The sequence below is a fragment of the Chryseobacterium sp. GQ58 genome (genome assembly GCF_059758895.1).
In genome coordinates, this window is record NZ_JCAXEH010000001.1 from 651,765 (window position 1) to 665,833 (window position 14,069).

At 34.0% G+C, this 14,069-nt stretch carries 9 protein-coding genes; 8 read left to right on the forward strand and 1 reads right to left on the reverse strand.

Translation table 11 applies throughout. The features are described 5' to 3' along the window. The first annotated feature begins 204 nt into the window (after positions 1 to 204). From AC6CHK_RS03045 to pckA, 8 genes are all read left to right on the forward strand, one after another. Positions 205 to 3,021: a SusC/RagA family TonB-linked outer membrane protein gene (locus AC6CHK_RS03045; protein WP_498093436.1), complete on the forward strand. Its 2,817-nt coding sequence runs from the start codon at positions 205 to 207 to the stop codon at positions 3,019 to 3,021. A gap of 12 nt (positions 3,022 to 3,033) precedes the next feature. Further along, positions 3,034 to 4,437, forward strand: a complete 1,404-nt coding sequence (locus AC6CHK_RS03050; RefSeq protein ID WP_498093438.1) for a RagB/SusD family nutrient uptake outer membrane protein — start codon at positions 3,034 to 3,036, stop codon at positions 4,435 to 4,437. Positions 4,438 to 4,524: 87 nt separating this feature from the next. Continuing rightward, positions 4,525 to 6,465: a putative porin gene (locus AC6CHK_RS03055; protein WP_498093440.1), complete on the forward strand. Its 1,941-nt coding sequence runs from the start codon at positions 4,525 to 4,527 to the stop codon at positions 6,463 to 6,465. A gap of 11 nt (positions 6,466 to 6,476) precedes the next feature. Then, the gene (bshC, locus tag AC6CHK_RS03060; protein WP_498093442.1) at positions 6,477 to 8,063 is read left to right on the forward strand and encodes a bacillithiol biosynthesis cysteine-adding enzyme BshC; all 1,587 of its coding nucleotides are present in this window, start codon (positions 6,477 to 6,479) and stop codon (positions 8,061 to 8,063) included. Between the two features lie 37 nt (positions 8,064 to 8,100). Then, on the forward strand, positions 8,101 to 9,816 hold the full coding sequence (locus AC6CHK_RS03065) for a LysM peptidoglycan-binding domain-containing protein (RefSeq protein ID WP_498093444.1): 1,716 nt from the start codon (positions 8,101 to 8,103) through the stop codon (positions 9,814 to 9,816). 54 nt (positions 9,817 to 9,870) lie between these two features. Then, the gene (gene fabD, locus AC6CHK_RS03070) at positions 9,871 to 10,746 is read left to right on the forward strand and encodes an ACP S-malonyltransferase (RefSeq protein ID WP_498093446.1); all 876 of its coding nucleotides are present in this window, start codon (positions 9,871 to 9,873) and stop codon (positions 10,744 to 10,746) included. Between the two features lie 10 nt (positions 10,747 to 10,756). Further along, positions 10,757 to 11,662: a GYDIA family GHMP kinase gene (locus AC6CHK_RS03075; RefSeq protein WP_498093448.1), complete on the forward strand. Its 906-nt coding sequence runs from the start codon at positions 10,757 to 10,759 to the stop codon at positions 11,660 to 11,662. Positions 11,663 to 11,788: 126 nt separating this feature from the next. Continuing rightward, positions 11,789 to 13,408 (forward strand): phosphoenolpyruvate carboxykinase (ATP), encoded by a 1,620-nt coding sequence (pckA, locus tag AC6CHK_RS03080; RefSeq protein WP_498093450.1) that lies wholly within the window; start codon positions 11,789 to 11,791, stop codon positions 13,406 to 13,408. A gap of 166 nt (positions 13,409 to 13,574) precedes the next feature. Here the strand turns inward: pckA and AC6CHK_RS03085 are convergent, their stop codons facing one another. After that, positions 13,575 to 13,982 (reverse strand): type II 3-dehydroquinate dehydratase, encoded by a 408-nt coding sequence (locus tag AC6CHK_RS03085; RefSeq protein ID WP_498093452.1) that lies wholly within the window; start codon positions 13,980 to 13,982, stop codon positions 13,575 to 13,577. Positions 13,983 to 14,069: the final 87 nt, after the last annotated feature.

The window sequence follows — 14,069 nt, forward strand, 5'->3', positions numbered from 1 at the left end:
TAAATTAATTTTTAAATCCCCAATTTTTTGGGGATTTTTTATTTATAAAAAATTATGATAATATTATAACAATAAATAAACGTAAAATTATTAAATTTAAAATCATTGCCTGTAGTATAAAATAATAATAAATCAAAAAAATACTTGCAAATATTAATATAAATTAACATCTTTGGTGAATAAATAATATTAAAATTTGTTAATATGAATGTAAAACTACGTGTATTAAGTGCAGGAGCTTTGTTCTTTTTAGGACAGGCTGCTTTTGCGCAGGAAGCAAAAAAGGATACCATTAAAGAAACACAAATTGAAGAAGTTGTAATGGTTGGTTTTGGGCAAAAAAAAACTGTTTCAGAATTAACTGGAGCGGTAGGAACGATTAAGTCTGATGCTATTGAAAACGTTCCTGTTGCATCTGTAGATAAAATGTTACAAGGACGTGTAGCAGGGGTTCAAACAGGTAATGCATCTGGGCAACCCGGAGGATTTGCCAGTGTAAGAGTAAGAGGTATATCTTCGGTAAACGGAGGTGTAAATCCAATTTATGTAATTGATGGTATCCGGGTTACTTCCGGGGATTTGACCAGAGGTGCTATCACAGCAAATGCATTAGCAAACTTAAATACCGATGATATTGAAAGCATGACGGTATTAAAAGATGCTGCATCAACTGCAATTTATGGAGCTGATGCCGGTGCTGGTGTTGTGATTATAACAACAAAATCCGGTAGGAGAGGTAAGCCTAAAATTAATGTTAATTTTGAATATGGAACTAATTCCAGAGCTGTAGAGGGGCAAAGAGGTTTAAATACAGAGCAATACAGATATTTTTTGTCGCATACCTTTGCAAATTATTTTGATCTCACTCCTGAAGAGGTTATTGAAGAAGCTGTTGCAGGAAATATAAATGCGGATGTTAAAAATATTTTCACGACCAATAATAATACAAATTGGCGTGATGTTTTAAGCAGAACAGCTTTCCAACAAACAATTAATGCTTCCATCAGTGGAGGAAATGATAAAGTTACTTATTATAATTCTGCTAATTATTTCTTACAGGAAAGTGAGATTAAAGGTTCTGATTTCAAGAGGATGGGTTTCACAAGTAAGGTAAATTATGATGCGTCAGACAGATTGAAGTTTGGTTCAGATGTTCAATTGGCATACAGCAAAATTAATACTCTTAATAACGGGGGGACTTTTGCTAACCCCATGTTGACAGAATTGTTTGCCAGACCAACCGATGCTGCTTATAATGCTGATGGAAGCTATAACCTAGGAACAAATGGTAGATTGAGTAACAATTTATTCAATAACGCTTATTTGGCAGAAAACAACTATAATAGAGGTGAGACGGCAAGAGTTTTTGCAGCAGTAAATGCCAGTTATGAAATTTTAAAGAATCTTAATTATAGATTTGTATTGGGAGGAGAGTTTCTTAATGTAGAAAATGGGGTTTATCAAAACCCTATTCATGGAGACGGTTATCAAGTTAACGGTAGAAAGACAGAATCAATTGAAAGATTTTTCAATTGGAACTTACAAAATATTTTAAGTTATAATTTCAAATTAGGAGAAAAAAATAACTTTGATGTAAGATTGATTCAGGAATCTTACCAGAGGCAAAATCATGCTGTAGGTGCAAGTGCGACAGCGGTAGGATCTCCTACATTAGAAAGTTTGTCAAATTTTGTTAAGCCTGCTTCGTTCTTTGGAGAAAGAGGAAGAAGTTCCAGAACGGGCTATGCAGCAGCAATTAACTATAATTTCGATAGACTAGTTACTTTAGATGCTTCTTACAGAAGGGATGCTCTTTCGAATTTTACACCTGATCAGAAATGGGGAGATTTCTATTCATATGGTGTAGGTGTTGATCTTGCGCGAGTTAATTTTGTTAGAGAATTGGAACAGATATCCCTGTTTAAATTGAGAGCTTCCTACGGTAAAGTAGGGAACCAAATTTCAAGCAGTCCATATTCTTTATTAGGCTTTACAACCAACTATAATGATTTTGCTGCTGCTACTTATGGTGGGGTTTATAATCCCTATTTAAAATGGGAGGTAATTAAGCCTTTGAGTGTTGGGATTGATGCCGGTTTATTCAACAACAGATTAACTTTTACCGCTGAGTATTATAATAAAAAAACGACGGATCTTGTATTTTCACAACCTTTATCACTTGCACAAGGTTTAGCCTCTATGGATAGAAACATTGGTTCTTTGGTGAATAAAGGTTTTGAATTTGCTGTTAACGGAGAAATTTTTAACACAGATAACTTCTATTGGTCATTGGGTGGAAATTTCAGTACATTAGATAATGAGCTTACAGAATTGTATGGAGGTGAAGATATTATTGGGGGTGCAACAATTTTAAGAGAAGGAGAAGCTGTTGGAACATATTATTTGAGAAAATGGGCGGGTGTAGATGCTTCGAATGGAAGCGCATTATGGTATAAAAATGGAGTTGATGGTGAAACCACATCCAATTATAATGAAGCTGAATTAGCTGTACAAGGTAATAATTTTTCTAAATATTACGGAGGTATTAATACTAGAGTTGTTTATAGAGGCTTCAGTTTGGAGGCGTTGGCTACATATGGATTTGGAGGGAAAGTGATCAACGATTGGGCTAATTACACATCATCAGATGGGCAGTATTCTCTTAGTTTTCCAGGATCGACAGATCAATTGGATTTCTGGACACCTGATAATCCCAATGCAGCTAATCCAAAACCAATTTATAACAACTCAACTCTATCCAATAGGTTGTCAACTAGGTTTTTATCCAAAACAGATTACTTAAGACTGAGTAATGTCAAAATTGGATATAAATTTAGTGCTGATAAATTGAAAGGGACAGGAATGACTGGTTTTGAAGTATATGTTCAGGGTAATAATATTTGGACACATCTTTATGATGATACATTGAGATTTGATCCGGAAAATAACCTTAACACGACTAACAATCTTAATTTACCTGTTCAGAAAACATATTCTTTAGGGTTTAATTTACAATTTTAATAATAAGAAAAAATGAAAAACAGTATATTTAAATATGCATTTGCGTGCTTAACTGTAGGAGTTGCTTTGACTTCTTGCAGTGAAGATTTTATAGAGACAGAATTCTTTCAATCAATTGAACAGCGACCGCTTATTTCAATTGAAGAAATGGAGTCAACGGTTAGAGGGCAATATAATGCAATGAGAGCTGCTTCTTATTACGGATGTGATTTTACAATGATTTCTGAAATAAGAAGTGATAATATGTACTCAAATAATGCGAGTGGATATTATAACACAGTAAGTAATTATTCAATGTTATCTAGTGATAGTTATGCAACTGGGCCTTATACTCAAATGTATAGAACAGTTGCGTTAGCTAACTTAGTAATTAATAACTCTTCTCCAACACCATTAACTTGGAAAGCAAGCACTGATCCGGTAGCTATTGCTAATAAAGAAAAATATCTGAAAGGTCAGTCTTACGCTGCAAGAGCATTAGCTTTTTTTGATGCATTAAGATTATATGGTCAAGAATATGCAGGTGGGACATTAGGAGTTGTGATTCCAACCAAATATAATCCTGAAGCTTTGCAACCAAGAGCTAGCGTTGCTGAAACAAGAGCTCAGATTGAGGCGGACTTTGATCAGGCAATTGCATTAATGTCTCCTACATTGGATAATTTCAATGATAAAACAGTTCTGAATACAATAGCCGTAAAAACATTGATGTCCAGATATTATTTATATAAAGGAGATTTTGCAAGGGTAAGAACTTTAGTAAATGATGTTGTTGCATCAAACAGGTATTCAGTAATTGGAAGAGGTGATTATGCTAATAGCTTCAGAAGTACTTCGGCTCAAAATGTAATGTTTGAACTTGCTATAGGTACATTGGGTGATTTAGGGACTACTTCAACTTCATATAAATTGTTACCCGCACCAAACGGTTATGGAAATATGAGGGTTTTATCTGCACTTAGGGCTTCTTATAGTACAAATGATATAAGATTAAATGGAATTACTACAGGGCTGGTGTTAAATGGTAAATATATCAATACATTTGATAATATTAAGTTGGTACGTTATGAGGAGGCATTGCTTAATGGTGCTGAAGCTGAGCTTAATGGAGGAACAGCAAGCAAGGCAGTAACATACTATAATACTATTTTGCAAAATAGAATTTTAAACTATACTCCAGTAGCTTCTGTTACATTGGCTGACATTTATCAAGAAAGAAAGAAAGAGCTTGTAGGAGAAGGTTTTGGTATGTTTGATTTACTTAGAAGAGGACAGCCTATTACTCAAAGAACTACAGCTGGAGCTGCAGGAACTGTAAGGCCAGTTGGTACTAACTTATTAGCTTTCCCAATTCCTAGAGCAGAAATAAACGTACCTGGTACACCAGTTGTTCAAAATCCTGGATATTCAAATTAATTGAATTGAAATACTTTATTAAACCCACATTTTATGTGGGTTTTTTATTTCCTTTTATTTCTTATTTTTGCTTTACAAAAAAGATTAATGAAATACACACTCATCCTCATATTCTTCTTCACCTCTTTTTTCAAAGCTCAGGTAATCGTCAACAAGACAGATTCCAACACTTTGGAAAAAAAGCTGGAAGATACTTTGGTTATAGATTCCGGGGCTAAGGATTCTTTAAAGATATTTAAACCAACGATTCAGGATTATCAATATCAGACACAATTTTCTGAGAAGAAAGTGTTTGATACGGTGATGACTTTTGATAAAACTTATATTTTCTCTCAATATAATAACCGGGACAATTTTGGAAGAGTGCAGTTTGCGAATATTGGTGCAGGATTTAATCCGCTTTCATACGAGGTGAATTCTGAACAGAATCTTTCACTTTTGCCTTCCAACAAATCTTATGGTATTTTAGGAATTAATGATGTCCGTTATTATGATGTGAAAACGCCGACGGCTACATTTATTTATCATACGGCGATGAGAAATGGCGCGGCTTTGCAGTCAACTTATACACAAAACATTGGCAAGAGATTTAATTTTGCGGTCGAATATATGGGGTTGCGTTCTCAGGGAATGTATCGTAACTCTTTGGCAGCAAATAACAATACTTTATTTTCCGGACACTACAAATCAAAAAGCGGAAACTATGAATTGTTTGCACATTATCTTCATCAAAATGTCGATAATCAAGAAAGTGGGGGAATCATTGACGATAACCTTTTTCAGGACGGCGCCAGTGATTTCAGTAACAGATTTAATGCACAAGTCAATTTGAATAGTAGCAATTCCGAATTTTCTTACAGAAGATATTATCTAAGTCATCAATTGACCCCTTTCAATTCGGAGAAATTTCCTTTCAGAATACGGCATACTTTATTTAATCAGGGAAATAAATATTTTTATCATCAAGGTGCTTTAGAAGATTATTGGTATGACACGCAATCTGAAATTGTAGCTAATTTCCCTATTTCTTCTAAAAAATATTCAAATAATTTCAGCAATACGGTAAGTTTAGTTTTTGATAATGAAAAATTTAAATTGGATGCAGGTCTTCGGTATCAAATGCTAAAATTCGGCTTAAATAATACTTCAATACCTTTCTTAGAAGTTCCTGCAGAGCTGAAAGAAAATAGATTGGGTGCTGTAGGAAATTTACAGGTAAAATTATTTGATAAGTTTCAGCTTAATTCGTTTTTGGAATTTTCAAAAGGAAATCAGTTCGGAAATTATCTGAAAACGACAAATAATGTAAAGTTTGAACCTGTAAAAGATTATTTTGTCAATGCTAAAGTCAACTTCCAAAGCGTGTATCCGTCGTTCAATTATCTGGCGAATACTTCTGTTTATAGAAATTTTAATTATTTTCTACAGGATGCAAAAAATCAGTCAATCACAGAAATTGGAGGAAATGTCAATCTAAAATGGTTTAAAACAGAATTGTTTGCCAATTATTTCAGAATCGACAATTATACCTATTTTGATGCAGGTGCAATGCCGCGGCAAAGTGAAAATTCTCTGAATATATCTCAAATTGGGGGCGATGCGACTTTTGATTACGGTAAATTTCATTTGAATACAAGACTTCAGTTTCAAAGTGCTTTGACGAATAAAGATCTGTTGCCAATGCCTTCATTTATTGGAAGAGCCAATTTTTTCTTTCAGTCTAAAGCCTTCAAAAATGCCGCTGAAATTCAAACAGGGATCAAAGTTTATTATTTCTCAAAGTTTGCGTCACGTGAATATTTTCCGATACTCAACGAATATATTCTGCCGAGCGCAGATTCTTTTTCCATTGGAGGCCAGCCGATTGCAGATGTTTACTTTAATTTGAAGGTAAAAAAAATGTTTTTCTTCATCGAAGGACAGCAAATGGGAACTCTTATTTCACATAATAAAGCCTATGCATTTCCGCATTATCCGGTCTACGATTTTAGATTGAATATTGGAATTGTTTGGTATATGTTCAACTAAAATCTAAAAAGTTGAAAACAGTAAATAAAATAGCATTTTCGGAAATAGAAAGTATTCCTCAGCTTGTCAAGGACTTTTTAAATAATAAGATTAATGGTTTTGAAAAAAGCACTTTTTCATTTGATAATTTTTCAGAGCAGATTCATCTAAAACAGAATTTTTTCAGCACTGCTCAAAGAGAGATTGTATCTGAAACTTTTAAAAATCAGCTTTCACATCTTACTCTTTCCTCAAAACAGAAAGAAAATATAGAAAATTTAAAGTCACCAAATACATTCACAATTACAACCGGGCATCAGCTGAATCTGTTTTCGGGGCCTGTTTTTTTCGTGTATAAAATTTTGCAGACGATAAAAACCTGTACTTTTCTTAAAGAGAAATTCCCGGATTTCAATTTTGTCCCTGTTTATTGGATGGCTTCGGAGGATCATGATTTTGCCGAAATCAACCATTTTAAAACAGAAAATAATTATTATGAAATCAATGAAAATTCGGGCGGAGCAGTCGGAAGAATCAAGATAAATGATACTTTTTTCATTTCTGAATTTGAAAAAGAATTTAAAGATTCAATCTTCGGAACGGAATTGATTTTAATGCTAAAAGAAGCCTATAAAGCCGGAAATACTTTAACGGAAGCCATCAGAATTTTAGTCAACAGATTATTTTCAGAGTTTGGATTATTAATTCTTGATGGAGATTCTAAAGAATTAAAAAATCAGATTAAAGATATTTTTAAAGACGAACTTTTAAATTTCAGCCTTCAAAAAGAATCCAAAGAAAAGGTAGATTTTCTTACTGAAAAATACGGCAAAGTTCAGGTAAATCCGCGAGAAGTTAATTTATTTTACCTTTCAGAAACGAGAGACAGAATAGATTTTGACGGCAAAAAATACATTGTTGTCGACAAAAATATACAATTCACGGAAGAAGAAATTCTAAATGAGCTTGAAAATTCCCCTGAAAAGTTTAGTCCAAATGCTTTGATGCGACCGGTTTATCAGGAAAAAGTTTTGCCGAATTTGGCATATATCGGCGGAAATGCTGAAATAATGTATTGGCTGGAGCTTAAAGATTACTTTTCAAAAGTAAATATTCCTTTCCCGATCTTGATTCCGAGGAATTCTATGCTGTTTATAAAAGAAAAAACTTTAGGAAAAATAGAAAAGCTTGATTTGAAAATTGAAGATTTTTTTCAGAATTTTACTAAAATTACCAATGCCAAAATTTTAGAAAATAATTCTATCCTTGAAAGCCTTGATGAAAAAGAAAATCTTATTATCAACAATTTTTCTGAACTCAGATCTCTAGCTGAAAATACTGAAAAATCTTTCGGCAATATGGTGAAAGCTGAAGAAATAAGACAGCTGAAATCTTTCAGAAGAATGAAAAAAAGATTGCTCCATGCTGAAAAAATTAAGCAAAAAGAATTGTTGGAACGGTTAGAAATGTTATTTTTAGATGTTCATCCGGCAAAAACATGGCAGGAAAGAATTTATAATTTTTCTGTCTTTTTTGCAGATTACGGTTACTCGTGGCTTGAAGCTTGCTTGGAGAAAATGGAAGTGGAGCAGTCAAAATTAATAATTGTTGCCATTTAATTTTAAAGAAGTATTTTTGTAAATTATAATATCGAAAATGATTAAGAGGTTTTTTTTACTGTCTGGTTTATGTATGTTTTTGAGCTTATCTGCTCAGAAAACACACACGGTGATAAAAGGTGATACTCCTTACAATATTTCAAAAAAATATGGAATAACTGTAAACGAGTTGTTGACGCTCAATCCGAAAGTTAAAGACGGAAAACTGGCGATAGGCGATGTTCTTACCGTAAAAAACGGAAATATTAAGCCGGCTTCTTCAAATTCAGCACAGCTCGGGAAAATCATTCTTCAGCCAAAGCAAACTATTTACGGTATTACAAAACAATACAGAATTTCTGAAACAGATTTAAGGAAATTAAATCCGGAATTGGATTCTCACATGAAGATTGGTGATGAAATAATATTACCTCTTGAAAGGATCAAAAAATATGGCGGAAATCAACAGCAAGTAGCAATTACTACAACAAAACCAGTTGATAAGCCAATTGACACAGAAACAAAAAGCAATACAAAAACGACGATAGATTCAGGAAACGAGAGAACTTCTTCAGGCAATGCTTCGTCCGATCAGGATGAATATGCAACATATACCGTTGAGCAGGGCGACACCGTTTTCTCAATTGTAAATAAATTCGGAATTTCCATTGATGAGCTGATTGCGCTTAATCCTGATCTGGCAAAAGGTTTAAAAACCGGAATGGTTTTAAAAATTAAAAAGCTTGATGCAGCTTATGTGAAAAAAAGCGGAGATGCGTTAAGTGTTGTTCTGATGCTGCCTTTCGGGTACAGCACCAATGAAACACAATACAGAAGTATGGCCATGGATTTCCTTACCGGAGCCAAATTAGCCATTGAAAGGAATGCCGCAAAAGGGCAAAAGCTTGACATTAAAATTGTAGATTCGGGGAATGAAGCTTCATTTAAGAGTTCGTTGACGCAAATAAATCCGAATAATACAGATTTAATTATCGGTCCATTCTTTAAATCGAATGTAATTGATCTTTTAGATTTCACAAAAACTCAGAAAATCCCTGTAGTTGCGCCATTTGCAAACTCTCCGGAGCTATATAACTACAGTAATTTAATTATCCTTGAAACAAGTGATAAAACCTATTCCGATAAAATTGTTGAGGAAGTAAAAACAGTTTATTCAGATCAAAAAATATATATCGTTGCGGATTCTAAAAAAGAAAATGCCAATTATATAAAATCAAATCTTGAGAAAGCCGTTAAAAATGCCAATGTTACCATCGTAAGTTCTGCGTCAGATATTCGTTTGGATCAAAATATGATGACTGGGCAATCGGCACCTGTGATTGCTATTTTGGCAAGTGATAATGATAGCGTGGGCGAAGGTTTTTCAAACAAAGTAATCGCTCTTTCAAAAGAAGTTCAGGGCATAAAAGCCTTTAGCCTGTATTCAGTTCCAAGTTTTGAGAAAAAGATTGATGAATTGAGCCAGGTAAGTCTTGTTTATCTGATGGACAGAACAATAAACACAGAAGGGGATTTTGAAAAAGAAATTTTAGCAGCTTACAAAGCCAAATATTGTAAAACTCCTCCAAAATATGCCGTTATCGGTTTTGATGTTGTGAATGATATGTTGTCCAGAGAAAATAAAAAGGGCGAGATATTCAAACACATGAATAAAGTACAAACACAACTTGCAACGAAATTCGAATTTATTAAATCTAAAGCAAACGGAGCCTACGTCAATACTGGTTTCCGAGTGATAAGATTAGTTCCATAAAATAAGAAGCAATTCTTGTTTTAATAATCTATTATTAACATTTTAAATCAATAAATGAAAGCACTTGTATTTCCTGGGCAAGGCTCACAGTTTGTGGGTATGGGAAAAGAATTATACGATTCCCGTAAAGACATCAAAGATCTAATGGAGTCTGCCAATGAAATTTTAGGATTTAATATTCTTTCCATCATGTTCAATGGTGCAGATGAAGATCTTAAAAAAACTGAGGTTACGCAACCTTCTATATTTATACATTCGGTTGCTGCCTTGAAAGCAGTAAATGGTCTTGGAGCTGAAATGGTTGCAGGACATTCTTTAGGAGAATTTTCAGCATTAGTAGCCAATGGAGTCCTGTCTTTTGATGATGGTTTGAAGTTGGTTTCCGAAAGAGCAAAAGCAATGCAGGAAGCTTGTGACGCAAACCCAAGTTCTATGGCTGCAATTTTAGGATTGGATGATGCTAAAGTTGAAGAAATATGTGCAACTATAGATGGAATTGTTGTTCCTGCCAACTACAATTGTCCAGGACAATTGGTAATTTCAGGAGAAACAACAGCAGTAGAAGAAGCATGCGCTAAACTTAAAGAAGCCGGCGCAAAAAGAGCATTATTATTACCTGTAAACGGAGCATTTCATTCGCCATTGATGCAGCCTGCACAGGAAAGATTGGCTGCGGCTATTGAAACTACAAAATTCAGAAATGCTACGATTCCTGTTTATCAGAATATTACAACAACGGCTGTTACAGATCCCGACGAGATCAAAAAAAATCTGATCGCACAATTGACAGGTCCCGTAAAATGGACTCAGTCTGTTCAGAATATGATAAAAGATGGTGCTTCCAAATTCATAGAAGTAGGACCTGGAAAAACGCTTCAGGGATTGATCAAGAAGATTGACGGTTCTGTAGATGTTGCTTCTGCAATATAAATAAACAATTATGGGCGAGATATTTTCACCTGGAAAGCTAATGCTTACTTCTGAATATTTCGCTGTAGACGGTGCTCTTGTCTTAGCAATACCAACAAAGCTGGGACAAGAGTTTTTCTTTGAAGAAAAGAAAGATGAAAAATCATTGGTTTTTTGGGAAGCTTATCATCAAGACAAATTATGGCTAAAAGCAGTCATTGATTATAAAAATTGGCAGATTCTCGAAGCCAATATTCCTTCAAGTGCTGAATTTATTTTAAAAACACTTAAAAACGTTCAGCAGCTTTCTGAAACTAAATTCAAAAATAATTTTACTTACCATTTAAAAACAAATCTTCAGTTTCCTGCCGACTTTGGTCTTGGCAGCAGCTCAACTCTGATGAATAATCTTGCGGAATGGGCTGAAATCGATCCTTTTTATTTAAATACCATAAGTCTTGGGGGAAGTGGTTATGATATTGCTGTTGCCAAAGCAAAATCTGCAGTTCTTTACCAAAACAAACCTGAAATTCACTTCGAAAAGGTAAATTTTAATCCGAAATTTAAAAACGAATTACTATTTATTCATCTTAATCAGAAACAAGACAGCAGGGAAGGAATCAAATTGTATAAGTCTAAAATAAAGTCTCAAAATCTGGTCGATGAATTTTCTGATCTCACAAGAAATATTTTGTTATGTAATGAATTGGAAAACTTTTCTGACTTAATGATGATACATGAGCAAAAGATTTCGGATTTTATTGGAATTCCGACAGTTAAGAGCCAATATTTCCCAGACTGTCCTTCTTTTGTTAAAAGTTTGGGAGCTTGGGGCGGAGATTTTGTAATGAGCACAAAATTTGAAGGCTTTAAGGACTATTTTTGGGGAAAAGGTTTTATCACCATTTTTGAATGGAGTGATTTAATTGATTTGTAATCAGATATTTGCAAGCCGGTTTTTTTATTTGTCATTTTCACTTATATCATTATATTTATCGAACTTTAACAATTAGTTAATATTAATTCTGTTAAGCAAAAAAAAGAAAAAGAAAATATAAGTAAAATGAAAAACGCTAAAATCGTCCAGGATTTACAAAAATTAGGGATTAAAGGAGAGTACGAATTAATTTATAATCCTTCTTACGAAGAATTATATCAAGCTGAAGTTTCGCCTGAAAATAAGGGTTTTGAAAAAGCTGAACTTACAGAATCTGGCGCAGTATCGGTAAAAACAGGAGTTTTCACAGGCCGTTCACCTAAAGACAGATATATTGTAAAGGATGATGTAACGAAAGATACTATTTTCTGGGATGGTAAAGTAAATTTGCCTACAACTCCTGAAATTTTTGAATCTTGTAAAGGTTTGGTTCTTGATCAACTTTCTTCTGCAAAAAAAATCTATGTTGTAGATACTTTTTGCGGGACAAATGCTGATACAAGACTGAAAGTAAGATTCATCGTTGAAGTTGCTTGGCAGGCGCATTTTGTAACCAATATGTTTATCCGTCCTTCTCATTATGAACTGGAAAACTATGGAGAGCCGGATTTCACAGTAATTAACGGTTCTAAAACTACAAATCCGAACTGGGAGGCGCAGGAATTAAATTCTGAAAACTTTGTAATGTTCAACCTTACTGAAAAACTTCAGATTATCGGTGGAACCTGGTATGGCGGAGAAATGAAAAAAGGAATGTTTGCGATGATGAATTATTATCTTCCTTTGAAGGGGATGGCATCAATGCACTGTTCTGCAAACGTGGGTGAAGAAGGAGATGTAGCGTTATTCTTCGGGCTTTCGGGAACAGGAAAAACTACTTTGTCTGCAGATCCTAAAAGATATTTAATTGGTGACGACGAGCATGGTTGGGATAACAACGGAGTATTCAATTACGAAGGCGGATGTTATGCGAAAGTAATCGATTTGTCAGCAGAAAAAGAACCGGATATTTTCAGGGCTATCAAAAGAGATGCGCTTCTTGAAAATGTTGTGGTTAATAACGGAGTTTCTGATTATACGGATGGCTCAATTACAGAAAATACAAGAGTTTCTTATCCGATTTATCATATCAACAAAATCGTTTTACCTTCTAAAGCGGGTCATGCAAGTAAGATTGTTTATCTTTCTGCTGATGCTTTCGGAGTTTTGCCTCCGGTTTCTATTTTAGATGAAAATCAGGCTCAATATCATTTCCTTTGCGGTTATACTTCAAAATTAGCCGGAACTGAAAGAGGAATCACAGAACCTGAGCCATCATTTTCTCCGGCATTTGGTGAAGCGTTCTTGACTTTGCATCCGACAATGTATTCTAAAACATTAATTGGAAAAATGAAAGAGCATGGTGCAAAAGCTTATTTGGTAAACACAGGCTGGAATGGTACAGGAAAAAGAATTTCATTAAAAGATACAAGAGCAATCATTGATTCTATCATTGACGGATCGATTGAAAAAGCTGAAAGAACAACAATTCCTATCATGAATCTTGAAATTCCAACTTCATTGCCAAATGTTTCTGAAGGTATTTTGGACCCAAGAAATACTTACAATGATGTTGCGGAATGGGAAGAGAAAGCAAAAGATCTTGCTGCAAAATATATCAAAAACTTTGATCAGTATTGCGGGAATGACGAAGCGAAAAAGCTGATTGCTTCAGGTCCTCAATTGCAGGGACAGACAACTAACTAAATATAGAAATCCTCATCAATTTGATGAGGATTTTTTTATATATTTTTCAAATGGTACAACTTTATTAGCTTTAAGCCCTATAAATATGCTTTTAAAAGTAAACAAATTAGTATTAAAAAATGTCATGCTGAACGAAGCCGAAGCATCTTAATTTTATGACTTATTCTTATTTCAAACTTAAGATCGCCAATCGATATCCATCCATCCCAAAACCTGATAAAACCGCATCCGTACAAGCCGCCGTCACAGATTTCTGACGAAATTCTTCTCGTTTGTAAATATTGCTGATATGAACTTCAACTTTCTGTTTCTTAATATTCTTTAAACAATCTGCAATCGCATAAGAATAGTGCGTAAAAGCTCCTGGATTAATCACCAAAGCATCAAAATCATCTTCCTGAATTCTATTGATGATTTCACCTTCAATATTAGATTGATAATAATTTAATTCATATGAAGAAAATTCAGATTTCAGTTTCTCCAAATAATTTTCCATAGAAACATTGCCGTAAATTTCAGGCTCTCTTGTGCCTAAAAGATTTAGATTGGGACCGTTTACAATTAAAACTTTCATTGTATAAAAATATGAATTCTTTCACATTTAAAAGATTTATTTCTAAAAAAAGCAAATAAATTATGCCTTAATTTCTGAAAAAAGGTT

Excerpts from the sequence above, each read along its gene's own strand:
- AC6CHK_RS03045 (WP_498093436.1), top strand. The coding sequence starts at position 205 with ATGAATGTAAAACTACGTGTATTAAGTGCAGGAGCTTTGTTCTTTTTA.
- AC6CHK_RS03050 (WP_498093438.1), top strand. The coding sequence starts at position 3,034 with ATGAAAAACAGTATATTTAAATATGCATTTGCGTGCTTAACTGTAGGA.
- AC6CHK_RS03055 (WP_498093440.1), top strand. The coding sequence starts at position 4,525 with ATGAAATACACACTCATCCTCATATTCTTCTTCACCTCTTTTTTCAAA.
- AC6CHK_RS03065 (WP_498093444.1), top strand. The coding sequence starts at position 8,101 with ATGATTAAGAGGTTTTTTTTACTGTCTGGTTTATGTATGTTTTTGAGC.
- fabD (WP_498093446.1), top strand. The coding sequence starts at position 9,871 with ATGAAAGCACTTGTATTTCCTGGGCAAGGCTCACAGTTTGTGGGTATG.
- AC6CHK_RS03075 (WP_498093448.1), top strand. The coding sequence starts at position 10,757 with ATGGGCGAGATATTTTCACCTGGAAAGCTAATGCTTACTTCTGAATAT.
- pckA (WP_498093450.1), top strand. The coding sequence starts at position 11,789 with ATGAAAAACGCTAAAATCGTCCAGGATTTACAAAAATTAGGGATTAAA.
- AC6CHK_RS03085 (WP_498093452.1), bottom strand. The coding sequence starts at position 13,982 with ATGAAAGTTTTAATTGTAAACGGTCCCAATCTAAATCTTTTAGGCACA.